General features: G+C 70.5%; 17 protein-coding genes. 11 read left to right on the top strand and 6 right to left on the bottom strand.

Annotated elements, in window-relative coordinates:
• Positions 1–18 precede the first annotated feature (18 nt).
• Positions 19–1425 carry a cation:dicarboxylate symporter family transporter gene (locus QOM21_RS11870; RefSeq protein WP_407549887.1) on the bottom strand — a complete coding sequence of 469 codons (1407 nt, stop codon included), beginning with the start codon at positions 1423–1425 and terminating at the stop codon, positions 19–21.
• A 145-nt stretch (positions 1426–1570) separates the two neighbouring features.
• Here QOM21_RS11870 and QOM21_RS11875 point away from each other — a divergent pair, with 145 nt between their 5' ends.
• From QOM21_RS11875 to QOM21_RS11910, 8 genes are all read left to right on the top strand, one after another.
• Positions 1571–3232 carry an ATP-binding protein gene (locus tag QOM21_RS11875; protein ID WP_407549888.1) on the top strand — a complete coding sequence of 554 codons (1662 nt, stop codon included), beginning with the start codon at positions 1571–1573 and terminating at the stop codon, positions 3230–3232.
• A gap of 61 nt (positions 3233–3293) precedes the next feature.
• On the top strand, positions 3294–3983 hold the full coding sequence (locus QOM21_RS11880) for a response regulator (protein WP_407549889.1): 690 nt from the start codon (positions 3294–3296) through the stop codon (positions 3981–3983).
• 63 nt (positions 3984–4046) lie between these two features.
• On the top strand, positions 4047–5408 hold the full coding sequence (locus tag QOM21_RS11885) for an extracellular solute-binding protein (RefSeq protein ID WP_407549890.1): 1362 nt from the start codon (positions 4047–4049) through the stop codon (positions 5406–5408).
• 35 nt (positions 5409–5443) lie between these two features.
• Positions 5444–6313: a carbohydrate ABC transporter permease gene (locus QOM21_RS11890; protein WP_407555638.1), complete on the top strand. Its 870-nt coding sequence runs from the start codon at positions 5444–5446 to the stop codon at positions 6311–6313.
• Positions 6313–7227: a carbohydrate ABC transporter permease gene (locus QOM21_RS11895; RefSeq protein WP_407549891.1), complete on the top strand. Its 915-nt coding sequence runs from the start codon at positions 6313–6315 to the stop codon at positions 7225–7227. Before QOM21_RS11890 ends, QOM21_RS11895 begins: the two co-directional genes overlap by 1 nt.
• Positions 7228–7321: 94 nt before the next feature.
• A complete protein-coding gene (locus tag QOM21_RS11900) occupies positions 7322–8023 on the top strand; it encodes a helix-turn-helix domain-containing protein (RefSeq protein ID WP_407555639.1) in 702 nt (233 codons plus the stop codon).
• Positions 8024–8246: 223 nt separating this feature from the next.
• A complete protein-coding gene (locus QOM21_RS11905) occupies positions 8247–9047 on the top strand; it encodes an ABC transporter ATP-binding protein (RefSeq protein ID WP_407549892.1) in 801 nt (266 codons plus the stop codon).
• A gap of 143 nt (positions 9048–9190) precedes the next feature.
• Positions 9191–11746 (top strand): ABC transporter permease, encoded by a 2556-nt coding sequence (locus QOM21_RS11910; RefSeq protein WP_407549893.1) that lies wholly within the window; start codon positions 9191–9193, stop codon positions 11744–11746.
• 126 nt (positions 11747–11872) lie between these two features.
• On the opposite strand, the gene QOM21_RS11915 is transcribed toward QOM21_RS11910, so the two are convergent.
• The gene (locus tag QOM21_RS11915; RefSeq protein ID WP_407549894.1) at positions 11873–12898 is read right to left on the bottom strand and encodes an ATP-dependent 6-phosphofructokinase; all 1026 of its coding nucleotides are present in this window, start codon (positions 12896–12898) and stop codon (positions 11873–11875) included.
• A gap of 244 nt (positions 12899–13142) precedes the next feature.
• Between QOM21_RS11915 and pta the strand changes: the two genes are divergently transcribed.
• The 3 genes from pta to pyk all read left to right on the top strand — a co-directional run bounded on the left by pta (position 13143) and on the right by pyk (position 17985).
• Complete coding sequence (gene pta / locus QOM21_RS11920; protein WP_407549895.1) at positions 13143–15236, top strand: phosphate acetyltransferase; 2094 nt, start codon at positions 13143–13145, stop codon at positions 15234–15236.
• Between the two features lie 48 nt (positions 15237–15284).
• Positions 15285–16496 (top strand): acetate kinase, encoded by a 1212-nt coding sequence (locus tag QOM21_RS11925; protein WP_407549896.1) that lies wholly within the window; start codon positions 15285–15287, stop codon positions 16494–16496.
• Positions 16497–16557: 61 nt separating this feature from the next.
• Entirely contained in the window at positions 16558–17985 is a 1428-nt protein-coding gene (pyk, locus tag QOM21_RS11930; protein ID WP_407549897.1) for a pyruvate kinase, read from the top strand.
• Positions 17986–18090: 105 nt separating this feature from the next.
• Here the strand turns inward: pyk and QOM21_RS11935 are convergent, their stop codons facing one another.
• From QOM21_RS11935 to QOM21_RS11950, 4 genes are all read right to left on the bottom strand, one after another.
• Positions 18091–19341, bottom strand: a complete 1251-nt coding sequence (locus QOM21_RS11935; RefSeq protein ID WP_407549898.1) for a hypothetical protein — start codon at positions 19339–19341, stop codon at positions 18091–18093.
• On the bottom strand, positions 19331–19888 hold the full coding sequence (locus QOM21_RS11940) for a DUF6114 domain-containing protein (RefSeq protein WP_407549899.1): 558 nt from the start codon (positions 19886–19888) through the stop codon (positions 19331–19333). The genes QOM21_RS11935 and QOM21_RS11940 overlap by 11 nt, the downstream gene beginning before the upstream one ends.
• Positions 19889–20019: 131 nt before the next feature.
• A complete protein-coding gene (locus tag QOM21_RS11945) occupies positions 20020–20637 on the bottom strand; it encodes a DUF6230 family protein (protein WP_398557866.1) in 618 nt (205 codons plus the stop codon).
• A gap of 601 nt (positions 20638–21238) precedes the next feature.
• Positions 21239–22213: a tetratricopeptide repeat protein gene (locus QOM21_RS11950; protein ID WP_407549900.1), complete on the bottom strand. Its 975-nt coding sequence runs from the start codon at positions 22211–22213 to the stop codon at positions 21239–21241.
• Positions 22214–22261 lie beyond the last annotated feature (48 nt).

A 22261-nucleotide genomic window follows, 5' to 3' on the forward strand; every position in this document is an offset into this window, starting at 1 on the left:
TGTGGCCCGTCCGGGGAATCAGACCCCCGCGGCCTTCTTCACCGACGTCCCGTCGCGCGGTCCGACGACCTCCGCCTCGGGCGCCGGGCCGTGTCCGTCCGCGGACAGCGTCTGCTCGTCGAACGGCACCCGGCCGGCCAGCACCTCGGCCACCCGGACCTTGTCGATCTCCTTGGTCCAGGTACCGACCAGGACCGTGGCCACCGCGTTGCCCGCGAAGTTGGTCATCGCCCGCGCCTCGCTCATGAACCGGTCGATGCCGACGATCAGGCCGACGCCGTCCACCAGCTCCGGCCGGTGCGACTGCAGCCCGCCGGCCAGCGTCGCCAGGCCCGCGCCGGTGACGCCCGCGGCGCCCTTCGAGGCGATGATCATGAACACCAGCAGCGAGATCTGCTGCCCGAGAGAGAGCGGGTTGCCCATCGCCTCGGCCACGAACAGCGAGGACATCGTCAGATAGATGGCGGTGCCGTCGAGGTTGAAGCTGTAGCCGGTCGGGACGGTGATGCCGACCACCGGCTTGCTGACGCCCAGGTGCTCCATCTTCGCGATCAGCCGGGGCAGCGCCGACTCCGAGGAGGAGGTGGACAGGATCAGCAGGAACTCCCGCGCCAGGTACTTCAGCAGCATGAAGATGTTGACGCCGGCGACCAGCCGCAGCAGGGCGCCCAGCACGACGATCACGAACAGCAGACAGGTGATGTAGAAGCCGATCATGATGATGGCCAGCGACTTGAGGGCGTCCAGGCCGGTCTCGCCGACCACCGCCGCGATCGCGCCGAAGGCACCCACCGGCGCCGCCCACATGATCATCGAGAGCACCCGGAAGACCAGCTTCTGGATGTGCCCCACGCCGCGCAGCACCGGCTCACCCGCCGAGCCCAGCGCCTGCAGGCCGAAGCCCACCAGCAGCGCGACGACCAGGGTCTGCAGCACCTCGCCCTGGGTGAAGGCGGACACCAGCGTGGTCGGGATCATGCCCAGCAGGAACTCGGACAGGCTCTCGCCGCCGCCCTCCGTCTGGGCGTGGCCGGCGTCGCGGACCGTGTCGGTCAGGTGCAGGCCCGATCCCGGGTCCAGCAGGTTGCCGACGACCAGGCCGATGGCGAGCGCGACGGTGGACATCACCATGAAGTAGCCGAGGGCGAGCCCGCCCACCGCGCCGACCTTGGCCGCCTTCCGTACCGAGCCGACGCCCAGCACGATGGTGCAGAAGATGATCGGCGAGATCATCATCTTGATGAGGTTCACGAACCCGGTGCCGAGCGGCTTGAGCTCGACGGCGACACCGGGAGCGGCGAAGCCCACGATGACACCGAGCACCACCGCGCCGATGACGGCGATGTACAGGAAGTGGGTCCGGTCCCGTTTCTTCGTCACGGTCGCCTCGGTGATGCCCCCGGACGGCGGGGTCTGTGCAGCCACGGCTGCCTCCTCGGGTCTACGGCTGTGCGGCTGATCTGCGGCTCTCTCGCACAACGGGTTCCGGTGACTATGCACGCCGCGTGTGGCGCCCGTCACCCTTGCGTGCATTTCGTTCACGTAAAAGTGACCGTGCAGACTGTTACGTATGCGCCTCCCCCGCCCCCGCCTCCCCCTGCCGTTCCGGGGCCCTCGCAGCCTCGCCGGGCAGCTCTTCGCCATGCAGGTGGTACTGGTCGCGGTGGTCGTCGCGGGTTGCGCCGTCTTCGCGTACCTCAGCGCCGGCCGGCAGGCGGAGGAGACCGCGCGGCAGCAGGCGACCGCCACGGCCACCGCCGTCGCCGACTCCCCCGCCGTCGTGGCGGCGGCCCGCACCCGGAACCCGACGCCCGCGCTCCAGCCGTACACCGAGCGGGTGCGGCGGGACGCGGGGGTCGACTTCGTCGTCGTGATGGCCCCGGACAAGACCCGCTGGACCCATCCGAGGCCGTCCGCGATCGGCAAGACGTATCTCGGCCACATCGGGCCCGCGCTGCGCGGCGAGACCTTCGACGAGACGCATCTGGGGGTGCTCGGCCCGTCCGTGCGGGTCGTCGCGCCGGTCCGCGACCCGGAGCGCGGGAACCGGGTGACGGCCCTGGTCAGCTCCGGCATCACCGTCCAGACGATCAGTGAGCAACTGCGCGACCAGGTGCTGGCGCTGGTCGGCGTCGCGGCGGCCGCCCTGGCGCTCGGCGGTCTCGGCACCTACGTGATCAACGCGCGCCTGCGGCGGCACACCCACGGGATGAACGCCGCCGAGCTGAGCCGGATGCACGACTATCACCAGGCCGCGCTGCACGCGGTGCGCGAGGGGCTGCTGATGCTCGACGGGCAGCGTCGGGTCGCCCTGATCAACGACGGCGGACGGGAGCTGCTCGGGCTCGCCGACAGCGCGCTCGGCCGCCCCGTGGCGGAACTCGGCCTGCCCGCCCCCCTGACCGAGGCGCTCCTGGCGCCGGGCCCGCGCGTCGACGAACTCCACCTCACCAGCGAGCGGGTCCTCGTCGTCAACTCCGCCCCGGTCTCCGGCGGCGAGCAGCGCGGCAGCGTCGTCACCCTCCGGGACCACACCGAGCTCCAGGCGCTCTCCGGCGAGTTGGACTCGGTACGCGACTTCGCCGAGGCACTGCGCTCGCAGGCGCACGAGGCCGCCAACCGGCTGCACACCATGGTGTCGCTGATCGAACTGGGCCGCGTGGCGGACGCCGTGGAGTTCGCGACCGCGGAGCTGGAACTGGCCCAGGAACTCACCGACCAGGTCGTCGCGGCGGTCGCCGAGCCGGTCCTCGCCGCGCTGCTCCTCGGCAAGGCCGCCCAGGCCAACGAGCACGGCGTCGAACTGACCCTCACCCCCGACAGCCGGATCGACGACGGGCTGATCCCGCCCGGCCTGCCCGCCCGCGACCTCGTCACGGTGCTCGGCAACCTCATCGACAACGCCATCGACGCCGCCGCACCGCCCCGGGAGCACGACGCCGCCGGCCCCGCACGGGTCCTGGTCACCGCGCGGGCCACCGACGAGGAGCTGCTGCTGCGCGTCGAGGACAACGGGCCGGGGGTGCCGGCGAACGCCGCGGAGGAGATCTTCCTGCGCGGCTGGAGCACCAAGGAGGGACCTGCCGCGCCCGCCCGCGGCCGCGGCCTCGGCCTGGCCCTCGTCCAGCAGGCCGCGCGGCGCCATCACGGCACCGTCACCCTCGACGCGGCGGCGAGCGGCGGTGCACGGTTCACCGTACGGTTGCCGCTGCGCACAGGGGTGGCACCATGACGCACGCGGGCGGCCACGCGGCCCGCCGGGCCGGCCACCACGCCCGCTCGACCACGAGAGGATGAGCCCGGTGCCCCCTTCCGACATCCGGGTCCTCATCGTCGAGGACGACCCGGTCGCCGCCGACGCGCACGCCCTGTACGTCGGGCGGGTGCCCGGCTTCACCGTCTCCGGCACGGTGCACTCCGGCGCCGACGCCCGCCGTCACCTCGACCAGCACCCCGTCGATCTGTTGCTGCTCGACCTCTATCTGCCGGACGCCCACGGGCTGAACCTGGTGCGCAAGCTGCGCGCGGCGGGCCACACCGCCGATGTCATCGCCGTCACCTCCGCCCGCGACCTGGCCGTGGTGCGCGAGGGCGTCTCCCTGGGCGTCGTGCAGTACGTGCTGAAGCCGTTCACCTTCGCCACCCTGCGCGACCGGCTGACCCGCTACGCCGAGTTCCGCGCCACCGCGGGCGAGGCCAGCGGGCAGGACGAGGTGGACCGGGCGATCGCCGCGCTGCGCGCGCCGCGCCCCGCCGCCATGCCCAAGGGCCTCACCGCGGCCACCCTGCGCGCGGTGACCGATGTGCTGCGCGCCGCCGAGGACGGTCTGACGGCGACCGAGGCGGCCACCGATGTGGGGATCTCCCGCATCACCGCCCGCCGCTACCTCGAACACCTCGTGGAGAGCGGCCGGGCCGCCCGCGCCCCGCAGTACGGCCAGGTCGGGCGTCCGGAACTGCGCTACCGATGGTCGGGCCATTGACCCGTCCGGAGAGGTGACTTACCTTCACCGGGCAGCCCACCGTGGCTAGTTGGAGGTCGTGTCGTGCGCCCCACCGCCCCGCTGACCCTTCTCGTCGCCGCCGCTCTGGCCGCCGGCACGCTCACCGCCTGCGGCGGCGGATCCGCCGCCGACCGGAACACCGTCCGGGTCGCCTTCATCAAGGACACCAACAACCGGGTGACGGTCCGCGACGACTACGTCCGCCTGGTGGCGAAGCAGTTCGAGAAGGCCAACCCCGGCAAGAAGGTCAAGCTCATCCCGATCCAGGCGTCGGAGAACGACTACTACGCCAAGATCCAGCAGATGATGCGCTCCCCGAAGACCACACCCGACGTGGTCTACGAGGACACCTTCCTGATCAACTCCGACATCAAGGCCGGGCTGCTGCGCCCGCTGGACGACCACCTCGGCACATGGGACGCGTGGGGGCAGTTCGAGGCGACCGCGAAGACCGCCGCCAAGGCCCAGGACGGCAAGACCTACGGCGTCCCGGACGGCACGGACACCCGCGGGCTGTGGTTCAACCGGAAGTACTTCGCGCGCGCCGGCCTGCCCACCAACTGGAAGCCCAGGACCTGGGACGACGTGCTCGACGCCGCCCGCACGATCAAGCGCAAGGTGCCCGGCGTCATCCCGCTGAACGTCTTCACCGGCAAGGGCGCGGGCGAGGCCGCCGTCATGCAGGGCTTCGAGATGCTGCTCTACGGCACCGGCGAGCATCAGCTCTACGACCCCGGCACGAAGAAGTGGGTCACCGGCAGCAAGGGCTTCCGCGACAGCCTGCGGTTCATCGACACCGTCTACAAGGAAGGGCTCGGCCCCGAGGTGTCGGACGCGCTCAGCCCCAACATCCAGACCAATGTCGTGGCCGAGCTGCTGCCCGAGCAGAAGCTCGCCATCGACCTGGACGGCTCATGGCTCGGCCAGCAGTGGCAGAAGACCGGCGGCAGGCCCTGGCCGGAGTGGTCCAGGACGCTCGGCCAGGCGCCGTTCCCCACCCAGCACGGCGAACCGCCCGGCAAGGTCAGCCTGGCCGGCGGCTGGACCTGGTCGATCCCGCAGCGCTCCCAACAGCCCGACCTCGCCTGGAAGTTGATCGAGACCTTCCAGTCGCGGCAGAACGCCCTGGAGTGGTGCGTACGAGGCGCGCAGATCGCCGTACGCAAGGACGTCGCCGCCGACCCGCGCTACCTGAAGTCGGTGCCCGGCATCGGCTTCTTCACCGGCCTGGTCAAGATCAGCCGGTACCGGCCGGCGCTGCCCGTCTACCCCCAGGTCTCCTCGGCGATCGGTGAGGCGATGGAGGCGGTCACCGCCGACGACTCCGCACCGGAGGCGGCGGCCCGGGAGTACGACGAGCAGCTGAAGTCGCTGGTGGACGGCCGCGTCATCCGCAAGCCGTGAGCCGCGCCGCCAAGGCCGTCCGCCAGGACCGCGGCGTGCGCACCCCCGCCCGCGGGAGCCTGCTGCGCTGGTCCCCGCTCGCCCCCGCCACCGTCCTCCTGCTGCTCTTCCTCGCCGGGCCGATCGGCTACTGCGTCTACATCGCCTTCACCGACACCCAGTTGACCGGCCAGGAGTCGGCGTCCTTCGTGGGCCTGGCCAACTTCCGCCGCGCCTTCACCGACACCCGCTTCCTCAACGCGGTCGTCCTGACGCTGGTGTTCACCCTGATCTCCTCGATTCTCGGCCAGAACACCCTGGGACTCGCCCTCGCCGGCCTGATGCGGCGCGCTTCGCGGCCGATGCGCGCGCTCACCGGCGCGGTGGTGATCACCGCCTGGGTGCTGCCGGAGATCGTCGCCGGTTTCCTGCTCTACACCTTCTTCGAACGCCGCGGCACCCTCAACGCCCTCCTGGACTGGCTCCATCTGCCCACCCAGAACTGGCTGTTCACCCTCCCCATCCTCGCCGTGTCGTTCGCCAACGTCTGGCGCGGCACCGCGTTCTCGATGCTCATCTACTCCGCCGCGCTCGCCGAGATCCCTCGGGAGGTCACCGAGTCCGCGCAGGTCGACGGCGCCGGCGGGGTGAAGCGGCTGTGGCACATCACGCTGCCGATGATCCGCCGCTCCGTCGGCACCAATCTGATGCTCAACACCCTGCAGACACTCTCCGTCTTCGGGCTGATCTGGGCGATGACCCGCGGCGGGCCCGGCAGCCGCAGCCAGACGCTGCCGGTGTTCATGTACGACCAGGCGTTCATGAAAGCGCTGATCGGCTACGGAACGGCGGTGGCGCTGCTGCTGCTCGTGGTGGGCGCGTTGTTCTCCGCGGTCTATCTGCGGCTGATGCGCGAGGAGGTCTGATGTCACGCCTCGCCGTGCCGGGCAGGAGGAGCGCCGCCCCGCACCCGCGGCGCCAGGACCGGGCAGCCACCGGCCGCCGCCGCGGCCTTCTCACCCGGTCCGCCCGCCACCGCCTCGCCGCCGACGCCGGGCTGCTGGCGGCCGCGACGGCGTTCGCGATCCCGCTGGTGTGGCTGGTGCTGTCCTCCCTGGACACCGAGGCCACGCTGCGGGTGCGGCTGCCGAAGTCCCCCACCACGGACAACTTCTCCGCGGTGCTGACCGACGAGATCACCTTCACGCCGATGCTCAACAGCCTGCTGCTGTGCGGCGGCGCGACCCTCCTCGCGGTCGTCTGCGCGGCCCTGGCCGCCTATCCGCTCTCCCGCTTCCGTGCCCGCTTCAGCCGCCCCTACCTGCTGACCGTCCTGTTCTCGACCTGTCTGCCGATCACCGCGATCATGGTCCCGGTCTACGGGCTGTTCGTGCAGGTGAATCTGATCGACACCATGTACGGCACCGCGCTGTTCCTGGCCGCCACCCAGCTCCCCTTCGCCATCTGGCTGATGAAGAACTTCATGGACGGTGTCCCCAAGGTCCTGGAGGAGGCGGCCTGGACGGACGGCGCCTCCTGGCTGCAGACCTTGCTGCGGGTCGTGCTGCCGCTCATGGGCCCCGGCTTCACCGTCGTGACGATCTACACCTTCATCATGATGTGGGGCAATTTCTTCGTCCCCTTCATGCTGCTGCTCTCCCCCGAGCAGCTGCCCGCCTCCGTCAGCATCTTCACGTTCTTCGGCAACTACGGCGCCATCGCCTTCGGCGAACTGGCGGCATTCTCGATCCTTTACTCGACACCCGTGATCCTGCTGTACATCATGATCTCCAGGCGCCTGGGCGGCGGCTTCGCGCTCGGCGGCGCGGTGAAGGGCTGACCCCGCCACCGAAACCGACCCGCCCGTAGCTTCCTACGACATTCAGGCTTGGTCATACGCACAATAGGTGCGAATGGGCACCGTCACCTACCGTGTGCCAGTGAACACGCACGCCGGGGATCAGCACAGGCCCCCCTTCGACGCCGAGGCTGCCGGAAAGCTCCGCGAGGCCCTCGGCATGACCCACGCCCACGTCGCCTACGGCATCTGGGCCGCCTACGGCCTGCGCATATCACCCTCGACCGTGGCGTCCTGGGAGCTGGCCGAGAGCTCCCCCACCGAGGCGGAGCTGACCGCGCTGGCCGGCGCACTGTGGTGCGCCCCCGCCGAACTCCTCGGCGCCCCGGGAACGCTGCGTGAGTACCGTCTCGCGCTGGGCCTGGCCCCGGCGGACCTGGCGCTGGTCATCGGCATGGACCAGGGCGCGTACGAGCGCCTGGAGGACGGCGGGCGGTGGACCGGCAACGACCGGCAGGCCGCGGCGCTCGCCGACACGCTCCACCTGCCGCTGCCCGCACTGATCCGGTTCACCGGCCAGGACACCCGGCTGACCGAGCTGCTGACGAGCGCCGCGACCACCCGGTGGCAGGCGTACGTCCGGCCGGTGGGCAAGCTCGTACCGCTGCCCAAGCAGCGGATCCAGGACGTCCTCCAGGGGCTGCACACCGACTACCAGGCGACGATGACCGCCTCCCTCAACTGGGGCGGCGGAGGCAGCGCCGACGCGTCCGGCAAGGCCGGACAGGCGTTCCTCGGCGACATCCTGGCGGAGTTCTGGCAGCGGCTGGCCCCGTAGCGTCGGTCCACGGCCCGCCGGCTGCCCCTGGGGGAGCACCCTGACAAGGCGTCGCCCAGGCGTCGGCCAAAGGTCGGACGGCCCTCCGTCCAGGGGATGACGGCAGCGCCCCCGATAGGACTTCCGGCCGGTCCCACTGTCGGTCCCTCCGGGTGACGACCTGCCTGACCTGCGCAAACAAGAATGGGGACATCACATCGTCCGTCCCCTTCCAGGAGTCCCCGTGTCCCACGCGGCAGCCTTTCCGGGCTTTCCCGGTTCCCCCGCCCCCGCCCGAGCCACCGCGGCCGTCGCCGCGCGGGCCACGGATCTGAGCAAGGTCTACGGACAGGGGGATACCCGCGTGGTCGCCCTGGACTCCGTCTCCGTCGACTTCCGGCAGGCCCAGTTCACCGCCATCATGGGCCCCTCCGGCTCCGGCAAGTCGACGCTGATGCACTGCATGGCCGGACTGGACTCGATCTCCGCCGGCTCGGCCCGGATCGGTGACGTCGAGCTGGCGTCGCTGAACGACAAGCAGCTGACGCGGCTGCGCCGGGACAAGATCGGTTTCATCTTCCAGGCGTTCAACCTGCTGCCCACGCTGAACGCGCTGGAGAACATCACGCTGCCCATGGACATCGCGGGCCGCAGGCCCGACCGGCAGTGGGTCAGCAACGTCATCGAGACCGTCGGTCTGGGCGGGCGGCTCCGCCACCGCCCGGGCCAGCTCTCCGGCGGCCAGCAACAGCGCGTCGCGGTCGCCCGCGCACTGGCCGCCCAGCCGGAGATCATCTTCGCCGACGAGCCCACCGGCAACCTCGACTCCCGCTCCGGCGCCGAAGTGCTGGGCTTCCTGCGGGAGTCGGTGCGCGCCATGGACCAGACCGTCGTGATGGTCACCCACGACCCGGTCGCGGCCGGCTACGCGGACCGGGTGGTCTTCCTGGCGGACGGCCGGATCGTCGAGGAGCTGCACGAGCCGACCGCCGACGCCGTGCTGGACCGTATGCGGCTGTTCGACTCGGGCGCCCGCACCTCCTAGGGCATCCCCGGACGGGCCCCCGGCCCGGCCCCGACCGCCCCGGCACCGGGCGCCCGGCTCCGGCCGGGCACGGCCGGTACCCGCGGCGCACCCGCCGCCCCCTCCGTATCCGGCGCACCACGACTCCAGGACTGACCACCACCATGCTGACAACCGCCCTGCGCAATGTCCTTGCGCACAAAGCCCGCTTGCTGATGACCGCGCTCGCGGTGCTGCTCGGCGTCGCCTTCGTCGCCGGCACCCTCATCTTCAGCGACACCGTCGGAGAGGCCGTCAAGAACGCCTCCACCAAGAACCTCAAGGACGTGGCCGTCTCCGTCCAGGCCGTCTCGGACAGCGACACCGGCGGCGGGCCGGAGAAGGACGGCAAGCGGGCCACCGCGCTCGACGACAAGCTGGCGGACCGCATCCGTGCCCTGCCGGGTGTGGCGTCCGTACGGGCCGAGGTGACCGGCGAGGCGACGCTCGCCGGGAAGGACGGCCGGCCGCTCGACGAGGGCCTCTTCAATCGTGCCGTCAACTACCGCCCGGACACCGGCGGCAAGGACAGCCGCTACCCGCTGGCCGAGGGCCGCGGCCCGGCCGCCGGCGACGAGATCGCCCTGGCCGCCGGCACCGCGCAGGCCGCCGGCTACCGCATCGGCGACACCGTGCGGTTCGCGACGGACGGTCCGGTGCTGGAGAAGAAGCTGGTCGGCACGGTCACCACCGACGACCCGCAGGTGACCTCGGGCGGCACCCTGGCGCTGTTCGACACCGCCACGGCACAGAAGCTGTATCTGCACCCCGGCCAGTTCGACGAGCTGGTGGTGGCCGCGGAACCCGGCACCGACCAGCAGGCGCTGACCGCGAAGGTCCGCGAGCTGCTGCCCGCGAAGCGCGCCGAGGCGACCAGCGGCACCGAACTCGCCGCCGAGCAGGCCCGGATGGTCGCGCAGCAGAACAGCGCGCTGAGCCAGACCCTGCTGGCCTTCGCCGGAATCGCCCTGTTCGTCGGCGTCTTCATCATCGCCAACACCTTCACCATGCTGATCTCCCAGCGCAGCCGGGAGATCGCGCTGCTGCGTGCGGTCGGTGCCTCGCGACGACAGGTCGTCCGCTCGGTACTGGCCGAGGCCGCCCTGTTGGGGCTGGTCTCCTCCCTCGTCGGCTTCGCGCTGGGCACCGGTCTCGCCGTCGGCCTGCGGGCGGTCCTGGACGCCAACGGCGTCGGCTTCCCGGACGGGCCCCTCGTCATCAGCCCCGCCGCGGTGCTCTCCGCCCTGGGCGTCGGCGTCGTGGTGACCGTGCTGGCCGCCTGGCTGCCGTCCCGGAAGGCGGCGAAGATCGCCCCGGTGGAGGCGCTCAGCACCGTCGAGGCACCGCCCGCGCCGCGCAGCCTCGTCGTGCGCAATGTGATCGGCTCGGTGGTCACCGGTCTCGGCGTGGCCACCATGCTCTGGGTCTCGACGCTGAAGTCCGGTGACGATCTGCCGATCGCCATGGCCGGCTCTATGCTGACGCTGACCGGCGTGATCATCCTGGCCCCGCTGCTGTCCCGCCCGCTGGTGTCGCTGGCCGGTCTGGTCACCACCCGGCTGTTCGGCGTCGGCGGCAAGCTGGCCAAGGAGAACGCGCTGCGCAACCCCCGCCGTACCGCGGCGACCGCGTCCGCGCTGATGATCGGCCTCACCTTGATCACCGGTATGACGGTCGTCGGACACTCCACCCAGCGCGGCATGGACAAGATGGCGGCCACGGGGATGACGGCCGACTACCGGATCGAGACCTCGACCTTCGTCGGTCTGGACCCGCAGCTGTCGAAGAAGGTCGCGCGGCTGCCCGGCGTCGAGGCGACGGCCTCCCTGCGCGGCGCCGGCTTCAGCGCCGACGGCGGCTACGGCTACGTCCACGGCACGGACCTCGACCAGATCGGCAAGGTCACCCGGCTGAGCTTCCGCAAGGGCTCGTTGGACGCGGTACGCGCCGGCGGTATCGCGGTCTCGCAGAGCAGCGCGAAGGACCACGGCTGGCAGGTCGGCGACCGGATCGACGCCGAGTTCTACGACAAGAAGAAGGCCGAACTCACCGTCGCGGCGGTCTACGACGACAACGACATGCTCGGCGAGTCCTTCGCGGCCTCCTCGCTGGTCGATCCGCACCTGGAGCAGCTGAAGGACGACACGCTGCTGGTGAAGGCGGCGGGCGGCGGCTCCGAGGCGCTGGTCGAGGACATCCGGCACGCCCTCGGCGACAGCCCGCTGGTGAAGGTGCAAAACCACGAGGACCTGCGCAAGGAGAGCGCGGGACAGATCGACACCGTGCTGAACATGGTCTACGGGCTGCTGGGCATGGCCGTCGTCATCGCGGTGGTCGGTGTCGTCAACACCCTGGCCATGTCGGTCTTCGAGCGGACCCGGGAGATCGGGATGCTGCGGGCGATCGGCCTCTCGCGCGGCGGCATCAAGCAGATGGTCCGGCTGGAGTCGGTGGTTCTCTCGCTGTTCGGCGCGGTGCTCGGCATCGGGGTGGGGATCTTCCTGGCCTGGGCCGGCGGCAGCCTGGCCGGCTCCTCGTTCCCCACGTACGAGATGGTGCTGCCCTGGGGCAGGCTCGGGCTGTTCCTGCTGATCGCCCTGGTCGTGGGAGTGCTGGCCGCGCTGTGGCCGGCCCGCCGGGCGGCCCGGCTCAACGTCCTTGAGGCCATCGGCGCGCAGTGAGCCGCACCTGACAGGACGGTGGCGCCCCTTCCCCGGCCGGGGAAGGGGCGCCACCGTTTTGGTGCGGGTCCGCGCGGAACCGGCGCCGCGGGAGAGTCCGGGAGCCCGGCAGTGCGCAGCGACGGGTCAGAAGACCGACTCGGCCTCGTCCATGCGCGCCGCCGGCACCGTCTTGAGCTCGGTGACCGCCTCGGCCAGCGGCACCATCTCGATGTCCGTGCCGCGCAGGGCGGTCATCCTGCCGAAGTCGCCCCGGTGCGCGGCCTCGACGGCGTGCCAGCCGAAGCGGGTGGCGAGCACCCGGTCGTAGGCGGTCGGGGTGCCGCCGCGCTGGACGTGGCCGAGGATGACCGGGCGGGCCTCCTTGCCGAGGCGCTTCTCCAGTTCGACGGCGAGGTGGTTGCCGATGCCGGTGAAGCGCTCGTGACCGAACTGGTCGATCGCGCCCTTGGCGTATTCCATGGTCTCCGCGGCGGGGTGCGCGCCCTCGGCGACGCAGACGACCGCGAACTTCTTGCCCCGGGCGAAGCGTTCCTCGACCATCGTCACGAGGTCGTTGACGTCGAAGGGGCGCTCGGGCAGGCAGATGCCGTGGGCGCCGCCGGCCATCCCGGACTCCAGCGCGATCCATCCCGCGTGGCGGCCCATCACCTCGACGACCATGACCCGCTGATGCGACTCCGCGGTGGTCTTGAGGCGGTCGATGGCCTCCGTGGCGACACCGACGGCGGTGTCGAAGCCGAAGGTGCGGTCGGTGGAGGAGATGTCGTTGTCGATGGTCTTGGGGACGCCGACGACCGGCAGACCGGCGTCCGACAGCATCCGCGCCGCGGTGAGGGTGCCCTCGCCGCCGATCGGGATCAGGACGTCGATGCCGTAGTCCTTGGAGTGGTCCTTGGCGTCCTCGCATGCCTCGCGCAGCCGCGCGCGCTCCAGCCGGGACGAGCCGAGGATGGTGCCGCCGCGGGCGAGGATGCCGCTGACCGCTTCGAGGTCGAGCTTGCGGAAGCGGCCGTCGAGCAGGCCGGCGAAGCCGTCCTCGAAACCTATGACCTCGTCACCGTGACCGGTGAGGGCACGGTGGACGACAGACCGGATCACAGCGTTCAGCCCGGGGCAGTCGCCGCCTGCGGTGAGGACTCCGATACGCATCGTGCTGTGTCTCCTGTGCTCGCTGTCGGTTCGTGAGAGCCGGTCCGATTGTTTCACGAGCCGGCGGGCCCTGCCCTCACCCACCGGACCACCCGTACTGTCTCCTCCACTGGTCTGCTCGGGGAAACCGGGAGAGCGACCTACCGACACACGCAGGTATTGTCAAGAGGGGCAAGCCCGCCATAAAGGGTCATTTGATCTTGCCGCGGCGGAACCAGCGACAGAACAGGATCGGAGAGCACGCGTGACGCGCAGCGTGTACGTGACCGGGATCGACCGCGGCGACGGCCGTCAGGTCGTCGAGCTGGGAGTCATGGAGCTCCTGACCCGCCATGTCGACCGGGTGGGGGTCTTCAGGCCGCTGGTCCACGACGGGCCCGACCGGCTGTTCGACCTGCTGCGGGCCCGCTACCGCCTCGCCCAGACCCCCGACGCGGCCTTCGGTCTGAGCTACGAGGAGGCCGGCACCCTCCAGGCCGAGCGCGGCACCGACGAGCTGGTCTCCCGGCTCGTCGAGCGCTTCCACCGCGTCGCCGACGAGTACGAGTACGTCCTCGTGCTGGGATCCGACTTCGCCGCGACGAACCTGCCCGCGGAACTCAACCTCAACGCCCGGCTCGCCAACGAGTTCGGCGCCTCCGTGATCGCCGTCGTCGGCGGCCAGGGCCAAGAGGCCGAGTCGGTGCGCGACGAGGCCCGCAACGCCTACCGCGCCTACCACTCGCTGGGCTGCGACGTCGTCGCCCTCGTCGTCAACCGCGTCGACCCCGCGCAGCGCGAGGCCATCGAGGAACGCCTCACCGCCCGCCTGCCGGTGCCCTGCTACGCGCTCCCCGAGGACGGCTCGCTCTCCGCGCCGACCGTCGGCCAGATCGTCCACACACTCGGCGCCGAGGTACTGCTCGGCGACAACTCCGGCCTCGCCCGGGACGCGCGCGACTTCGTCTTCGGCGGCGCCATGCTGCCGACCTTCCTCAAGGCGCTGACCCCCGGCTGCCTCGTCGTCACCCCCGGGGACCGCGCCGACCTCGTCATCGGCTCGCTCGCCGCGCACAGCGCCGGCGCCCCGCCGATCGCCGGCGTGGTGCTGACCCTCGACGAGCAGCCCGGCCCCGACATCATGGCGCTGGCCGGCCGGCTCGCCCCCGGCACCCCGGTCGTCTCCGTGCCCGGCGGGTCCTTCCCGACCGCCGCCGAGCTGTTCGCCATCGAGGGCAAGCTCAACGCCGCCTCCCCGCGCAAGGCGGAGACCGCCCTCGGCCTGTTCGAGCGGCATGTGGACACCGTGGAGCTGACCAACCGCATCTCCGTCGCCCGCTCCGGCCGCGTCACCCCGATGATGTTCGAGCACGAGCTGATCGAACGCTCCCGCTCCGCCCGCCGCCGCGTCGTGCTGCCCGAGGGCACCGAGGAGCGCGTGCTGCGCGCCGCCGATGTGCTGCTGCGCCGCGACGTCTGCGCGCTGACGCTGCTCGGCGAGGAGGAGGCGATCCGCAAGCGCGCCGCCGACCTGGCCATCGACCTGGCGGACGCGCAGATCATCGACCCGCAGACCTCCGAGATGCGCGAACGCTTCGCGGAGCGGTACGCGCAGCTGCGCGCCCACCGGGGCGTCAGCCAGGAGCTGGCCTACGACATCGTCGCGGACGTCTCCTACTTCGGCACCCTGATGGTCCAGGAGGGGATGGCCGACGGCATGGTCTCCGGTGCGGTGCACTCCACCGCGGCGACCATCCGCCCTGCCTTCGAGATCATCAAGACCCGGCCCGGCGCCCAGATCGTCTCCTCGGCGTTCTTCATGTGCCTGGCCGACCGGGTGCTGGTCTACGGCGACTGCGCCGTCAACCCCGACCCGAACGCCGAGCAGCTCGCCGACATCGCCATCCAGTCGGCGGCCACCGCCGCCCAGTTCGGTGTCGAGCCGCGGATCGCGATGCTGTCGTACTCCACCGGCACCTCCGGCTCCGGCGCGGACGTCGACAAGGTCCGCAAGGCCACCGAGCTGGTCCGCGAGCTGCGCCCCGACCTGCTGGTCGAGGGCCCGATCCAGTACGACGCCGCGGTGGACGCGGCGGTCGCGCAGACCAAGCTCCCGGAGTCGGACGTCGCGGGCAAGGCCACCGTGCTGATCTTCCCGGACCTCAACACCGGCAACAACACCTACAAAGCCGTGCAGCGCTCGGCCGGCGCGGTCGCCGTCGGCCCGGTCCTGCAGGGTCTGCGCAAGCCGGTCAACGACCTCTCGCGCGGCGCGCTGGTCCAGGACATCGTCAACACCGTGGCCATCACCGCCATCCAGGCCCAGGGTGCCCAGCCCGGCGCCGGGCACACCGGCTGACGCGCCGGTTCCCCACGCCCTCCCCCAACCCCACCGGAAAGCCCCTTCATGACTGCCAACGCCTCCCGCGTCCTCGTCCTCAACTCCGGCTCCTCGTCGGTGAAATACCAGCTGCTCGACATGGCAGACGGCAGCCGTCTGGCCGTCGGCCTGGTCGAGCGGATCGGTGAGGCGACCTCGCGCCTGGCCCACACCCCGCTGTCCGGCGACGGCGTCACGCGCGAGCAGGAGGGGCCGATAGCCGACCATGAGGCGGCCCTGAAGGCCGTCGCCGCGGAACTGCAGGCCGACGGCCTCGGGCTGGACTCACCGCAACTGGCCGCGATCGGCCACCGCGTGGTCCACGGCGGCCTGAAGTTCTCCGCGCCGACGGTGATCGACGACGCCGTGCTGCAGGAGATCGAGCGGCTGGTGCCGGTCGCTCCGCTGCACAACCCGGCGAACATCACCGGCATCAGGACCGCTCGCGCGCTGCGCCCGGACCTGCCGCAGGTCGCCGTCTTCGACACCGCGTTCCACACCACGATGCCGGAGCACGCGGCCCGCTACGCCATCGACGTCGCGACCGCCGACGCGCACCGCATCCGCCGCTACGGCTTCCACGGCACCTCGCACGCCTACGTCTCGCGCCGGGCGGCCGCGCTGCTCGGCAAGGACCCCTCCGAGGTCAACGTCATCGTCCTGCACCTGGGCAACGGCGCGTCCGCCTCGGCGGTGGCCGGCGGCCGCTGCGTCGACACCTCGATGGGACTGACCCCCTTGGAAGGTCTGGTCATGGGTACCCGCTCCGGTGACATCGACCCCGCGGTGGTATTCCACCTCAAGAGGGTGGCGGGCATGGACACCGACGCCATCGACGAGCTGCTCAACAAGAAGAGCGGTCTGGTGGGCCTCTGCGGCGACAACGACATGCGCGAGATCCGGCGCCGGATCGACGAGGGCGACGAGCGCGCCGCGCTCGCCTTCGACATCTACATCCACCGGCTGAAGAAGTACATCGGCGCCTACACGGCGGTGCTCGGCCGGGTCGACGCGGTGGCCTTCACCGCGGGCGTCGGCGAGAACGCCGCCCCGGTGCGGGCGGCCGCCATCGCCGGTCTGGAGGAGATGGGCATGGCCGTGGACGCCGATCTCAACGCCGTCCGGGCCGACGAGCCGCGGCTGATCTCGCCCGAATACGCGCGAGTAGCGGTCGCCGTGATCCCCACCGACGAAGAGCTGGAGATCGCTCAGCAGACATATGCGCTGGTCAGCGCCTAGTGGTTGGTGTTTCCACCACGTGGAATATTCCGCTCCGAAACAAACCGATAGGATTCCGCCCATGCGCCGTTCCAAAATCGTTTGCACCCTGGGCCCCGCCGTCGACTCCTTCGAGCAGCTGAAGACGCTGATCGAGGCCGGTATGAACGTGGCCCGTTTCAACATGAGCCACGGGACCCACTCGGAGCACGAGGAGCGGTACCACCGCCTCCGCAAGGCCGCCGAGGAGACCGGCCGCGCCATCGGCGTGCTGGCCGACCTCCAGGGCCCCAAGATCCGCCTGGAAACCTTCGCCGACGGCCCCGTGGAGCTGGTGCGCGGCGACGAGTTCGTCATCACCACCGAGGACGTCCCCGGCGACCGGACCATCTGCGGCACGACCTACAAGGGCCTGCCCGGTGACGTCTCCAAGGGCGACCCGGTCCTGATCAACGACGGCAACGTCGCGCTGCAGGTCGTCGAGGTCGACGGCCCGCGGGTGCGCACCATCGTCATCGAGGGCGGGGTCATCTCCGACCACAAGGGCATCAACCTGCCCGGTGCCGCGGTGAACGTCCCGGCGCTGTCCGAGAAGGACATCGACGACCTCAAGTTCGCCCTGGCCATGGGCTGCGACATGGTCGCGCTGTCCTTCGTCCGGGACGCCAAGGACGTCCAGGACGTGCACCGCGTCATGGACGAGGTGGGCCGCCGGGTCCCGGTCATCGCCAAGGTGGAGAAGCCGCAGGCGGTCAACAACATGGAAGAGGTCGTGATGGCGTTCGACGCCATCATGGTCGCCCGTGGTGACCTGGCGGTGGAGTACCCGCTGGAGAAGGTCCCGATGGTGCAGAAGCGCCTGGTGGAGATGTGCCGCAGGAACGCCAAGCCGGTGATCGTCGCGACCCAGATGATGGAGTCGATGATCACCAACTCGCGGCCGACCCGCGCCGAGGCGTCCGACGTCGCCAACGCCATCCTCGACGGCGCCGACGCGGTCATGCTCTCCGCGGAGTCCTCCGTCGGCCAGTATCCGATCGAGACCGTCAAGACGATGTCGAAGATCGTCGAGGCGGCCGAGGAGGAGCTGCTGTCCAAGGGCCTGCAGCCGCTGGTGCCCGGCAAGAAGCCGCGTACGCAGGGTGGCGCGGTGGCCCGTGCGGCCTGCGAGATGGCCGACTTCCTGGACGGCAAGGCCCTGATCGCCTTCACCAAGTCCGGTGACACCGCCCGCCGGCTGTCGCGCTACCGCGCGGCTCAGCCGATCCTGGCCTTCACCACCGAGGCCTCCACCCGCGCGCAGCTGGCCCTCAGCTGGGGCGTGGAGACCTACGTCGTGCCGCACGTCGACAACACCGACGCGATGGTCGACCTGGTGGACGCGGAGCTGCTCAAGCTCCAGCGGCACAGCAAGGGCGACACGATGATCATCACCGCGGGTTCGCCCCCCGGCGTCCCCGGCACCACCAACATGGTCCGGGTGCACCACCTCGGCGGCCAGAGCGCCTGACGCGCCCCTGGCGCCTGTGAACGCGGCTGTGGGCCGCCCCCTTCCTCAGGGGGCGGCCCACAGCCGTTTCTGCGGCTCCCGGACGGGTCCGTGGATCCCGGGCGCTCAGTTCTCGATGCTCTGATTCATGCCCGGGACGGTGAGGTTGCCGCCGAACTGACCCGCCTGCTTGATCTTCACCTTGGTGAAGTAGGCGAAGGGGACATTGATGGGCGGCGGGTGCTCGGGGTCGAAGACGATCGGGATCAGGCCGAACAGGTTGCCTTCGAGCCGCTCGGTGTACATCGTGACGGTGCCTCCGCGGATCGTGGAGGTCGAGCCCTTCGCGGCCTGTACGTGGTACTTCTCGCCGGACGGGCCCTGGACGATCTGGTGCAGATCGCCGATGTCGATGCTCTCCGAAGTGAACTTCAGGGCCTGCTTGGTCCCGCCGTCGGGCGTCCTGAGGTTCACGACGCCCTTGTAGTCCAGATCGCGCAGGGTGAGGGCGCTGGACTCCAGCTCCCACGGGTCGTTCGGGACGGTGGCAGGGGCTTCCTCGTCGGAGCCCTTGACCTTGTTCTCGACGACGCAGGGGTAGGACTTCTTGCCGCTGGCGTCCTTGCCGTCCAGACCGCCGCCGGGAAGGGCGTTGTCCACCGTGCCCACGGCGCCGTGAACGGTGTCGTCCACCGTGTCCTTGGCGTCCTTGGCGGGATCGCCGGCCTTGTCCGCTCCGCCCTTGACGGCGTCGACGGTGTCCTTGACCGGCTCGGTGGCCTTGTCGGTCTCGGACGCGGCGTCCTCGGTCGCCGACTTCGACGCGGAGGGCGTCGGGCTCGGCGAGGTGGACGGCTCCTCGGACTCCTCGGAGTCCTTGGTGCCCAGCAGACCGCCGAGGGCGTCACCGACGCCGCCCAGCAGACCGCCGCTGTCCTTCTCCTCCTCGGAGGCCGACGGCGACGGAGTCGCGGAGCCCGACGGCTCGTCGGTCTTCTTGGAGTCGGACGGCTCGGGCGCGGGCGTCTCGCTGCCCGGTTCCTTGCTCTCCGAGGGCGAGGGCTTCGCGGAGGGCGTGGCGGACGGCTTGGTGTCGTCCTTCTCGTCCTTGGCGCCGTCCTTGCTGTCCTTCTCCACCTTGTCCGGCGCGGTCACACAGGGACCGTCCTTGAAGGGGCTCTTGGGCGCCGGCTTGGCGATGGCCATCTGAGGCGTCAGCCCCATGCCCATGAGCACGGCGGACGGCATCGCGGCGATGGCTATCGCCTTGCCCGCGGGCACGTGGAGCCGAGTCAGCAGCGGCTTCTTCGGCGCCGCGTGCCTCGGCCCGGATCTCGCCCCGGCAGCTGCGTTGTCGTGCAGCTCGTCACCCGGCACGGTGCCTCCCGTTCGTTCCGTAGGTCGGGCTCGTTCCTGACAGGTCGTCCAGTGCCCTGCCCGACCCGGCACCCGCTCCGGAAGCCGCGGGCTCCGCGTCGCCGACCGGGCCGCCCTTCTCGGGACGGGCCGGATCACCGGCGTCGCCCGCCTTGGCAGGCGCCCACGAGACCCCCAGCGCCCCACCGATCAGCCCCAGAAGGAAGCCGATCAGGAAGGCCCCGAAGTTCGAGACGACCAGGGAGACCAGGGAGAGCAGAATCGCTGCGACACCCGCGAACACGCGGGATGCGGGCTGAAACCACATGGTCAGACCGAGCACGACCAGCAGTACGCCGATGATCAGCGAGCCGGCGCCGGCGGTGGTCGCCATGCGGACGGTCAGGGAACCGATCGTGAGGTTCGCGTAAGGGATGTACATGATCGGGAAGCCGGCCAGCAGAGTCAGCAATCCGCCCCAGTACGGGCGGTGTCCGCGCCACTCCCGGAACGTAATCCGCTTCCGGCCGATGGTCTCGATCAGCCGTGGTCGCGTGTCGGCGCTCATGTCGTACAGCTCCTCGGGACTGGCAAATCGGTGGTTCTGAGCTGGGTGCGCTCCTGCGCGATGGGCGTACGGGCACGGGGAACGGCAGCACTCGCCGTACAGCTCTCGCCCGCGCCCGCACGCTCAGTGCGTCAGTAGCACTCGTTCTTGCCCTTGCTGACGCTCATCTTCAGACCGCTGAGCTTGAACGTGCCGGCCGTCGTGGCCCAGGCACGCTGCTTGACTCCGGTCAGCACGGCGGAGTCGGCCTGCTGGGCGAACGAGCCCGGGTCGGCCTTGTCGCCCTTGTGCATGCCCGGACCCTTGGTCGTCGAGCCTGCAGCAACACCGATGTCGATGTTGTTGAAGGTCGCGTCCGCGTCCAGCTGGTCGAGGTCGATGTAGAGGTTCTTCGCCTCGACAGGCGTGGCACCTCCACCGGCCGACAGCTTCATCGACACATCGCCGAAGACCGGGACCGGCACGACAACCGACTGGCACAGGTTCTTGATCTTGGCGTTCGAGAACCCCGAGACCGCCACCGGGACCTGCTTGCCGCCCTTCTGGGCGTCAATGGCTCCGTACTGAACGAATCCGGTGCCGTCCAGCCGGTCGGTAGTGACCTTGAACTGCTGGCCGGACACGCTGAACGATGCCGCGAGCGCACCCTGCGAGAGGGCCACGCCGATCGCGGCGGTCGCCGCGACGCTGGGCACCATGACGACGGCGAACCGCTTCCATCTGGTCCCGCCACGAGCCAGGGACTCCATGACTTTCCTCCTTCTCGGACGTACATCTCCGGCGTCAGCCGTCTCCGAACGGAGCGGCCGCACCTGGGATGGGAGAAGTGCTACGTCCTCGGGAAGGAGAGCGCCCGTCCTCGGAGGCGATGTGCGTTCCGATTACCGGCGATCACCCCCGAGCGACAACCACTGGCCACGCTCTCGCGCAACCTCTCAGGACAGGCTCCGCCGGGTGTGGCGAAGACCCCCCTGCCCATGGCCGGCGCCACTGCCGCCGACCACTCGGTGGGGACCCAATTGCCCCGCGACGCCGACCGGATGCCGGGCTGCGGGAATGGACCGAGCGTGGCCGATCGTGGTGCATTCACGGCCGCCGCACAAGGGGCTCGTTACTTGCGGGTAACGGGCCGATAACCACGTCGCGACCGGCTGATATCAAGCGGGCACACAGGGTCGTCGCTCACCGCGACCAGACATACGGCAATTGCGGACACACCACCACAAGAGGGCGGGTTTGATTTACTCCAAGTAACAGCGGCCACGTTTACCAAGTTTTGGTAAAGCGTGGCCGCCGTTCCGTTTGCCGAAAAGACTCGCGGGAGGTGAAGAGGGTGTGAAACGGGGTGGATCAGAACAGCACGCGTGCAAGGGCGGTGCGCGCCACGGTGACCCGCGGATCGTCGGCACCGATCACCTCGAACAGCTCCAGCAGACGAAGCCGCGCGGCCTCCCGGTCATCACCGAACGTCCGCTTCACCGCGTCGACCAACCGGCCGAAGGCGTCCTCCACATGCCCGCCGACCAGCTCCAGGTCCGCGGCGCGGATCTGCGCCTGCACGTCGGCCGGGTTCTCCGCGGCCTCCTTGCGCACCGCCTGCGGATCGAGGTCCCGCACCCGCTGGAGCAGTTCGGCCTGCGCGAGCCCGAGCTTCGCCTCCGGGTTCGCCGGGTCGTCGGAGAGGACGTTCTTGTACGCCTGGACGGCACCGCCCAGGTCACCGGCGTCCAGCGCCTGGTTCGCCGACTCCAGCAGCGCGTCGTACGGGCCGACCGGCTCGGGCGCCGGCTCCTGCGCCTCGGCCGCACCCGCCGCCTCGGCGTCGATCGGCGCGCCCACGATGCCGAACTGCTGCTCGGCGGCCTGCACGAGCTGGTCGAGCACCTGCCGGATCTGGGACTCGGGGGCCGCGCCCTGGAACAGCGGGATCGGCTGACCGGCGACGACGGCGAAGACCGCCGGGATGCCCTGCACCCCGAACTGCTGGAAGAGATTCTGGTTGGCGTCGACGTCGATCTTGGCCAGTACGAACTTGCCGGCGTACTCACCCGCGAGGCGCTCCAGCAGCGGACCGAGCTGCTTGCACGGCTCGCACCACTCGGCCCAGAAGTCGATGACGACCGGCACCTCGGTGGAGCGCTGCAGGACGCTCTGCTGGAACCCTGCCTCGTCGACGTCGAACACCAGGGGGCCGCTGCTCGCGGGCTCCCCGCCCGTGCGGGCGGCCTCTGTGCGGGCCTGCTCCGCCTTCTGCTTCGCTTCCCCGGCCGCCTTCACCGCTGCGAGGTCGACGACTCCACTCATGGACATGTTGCGTGGCTGCATGAACCCATCCTCCCCCCTGGGCGGTCCGTTCCGAAAAGCGATGCGGAA

Origin of the sequence: Streptomyces sp. Pv4-95, assembly GCF_045782725.1 — a bacterium.
GTDB lineage: Bacteria > Actinomycetota > Actinomycetes > Streptomycetales > Streptomycetaceae > Streptomyces.

Excerpts from the sequence above, each read along its gene's own strand:
- QOM21_RS11895 (WP_407549891.1), top strand. The coding sequence starts at position 6,313 with ATGTCACGCCTCGCCGTGCCGGGCAGGAGGAGCGCCGCCCCGCACCCG.
- QOM21_RS11945 (WP_398557866.1), bottom strand. The coding sequence starts at position 20,637 with ATGGAGTCCCTGGCTCGTGGCGGGACCAGATGGAAGCGGTTCGCCGTC.
- QOM21_RS11925 (WP_407549896.1), top strand. The coding sequence starts at position 15,285 with ATGACTGCCAACGCCTCCCGCGTCCTCGTCCTCAACTCCGGCTCCTCG.
- QOM21_RS11880 (WP_407549889.1), top strand. The coding sequence starts at position 3,294 with ATGAGCCCGGTGCCCCCTTCCGACATCCGGGTCCTCATCGTCGAGGAC.
- QOM21_RS11950 (WP_407549900.1), bottom strand. The coding sequence starts at position 22,213 with ATGCAGCCACGCAACATGTCCATGAGTGGAGTCGTCGACCTCGCAGCG.
- QOM21_RS11915 (WP_407549894.1), bottom strand. The coding sequence starts at position 12,898 with ATGCGTATCGGAGTCCTCACCGCAGGCGGCGACTGCCCCGGGCTGAAC.
- QOM21_RS11875 (WP_407549888.1), top strand. The coding sequence starts at position 1,571 with ATGCGCCTCCCCCGCCCCCGCCTCCCCCTGCCGTTCCGGGGCCCTCGC.
- QOM21_RS11940 (WP_407549899.1), bottom strand. The coding sequence starts at position 19,888 with ATGAGCGCCGACACGCGACCACGGCTGATCGAGACCATCGGCCGGAAG.
- QOM21_RS11910 (WP_407549893.1), top strand. The coding sequence starts at position 9,191 with ATGCTGACAACCGCCCTGCGCAATGTCCTTGCGCACAAAGCCCGCTTG.
- pyk (WP_407549897.1), top strand. The coding sequence starts at position 16,558 with ATGCGCCGTTCCAAAATCGTTTGCACCCTGGGCCCCGCCGTCGACTCC.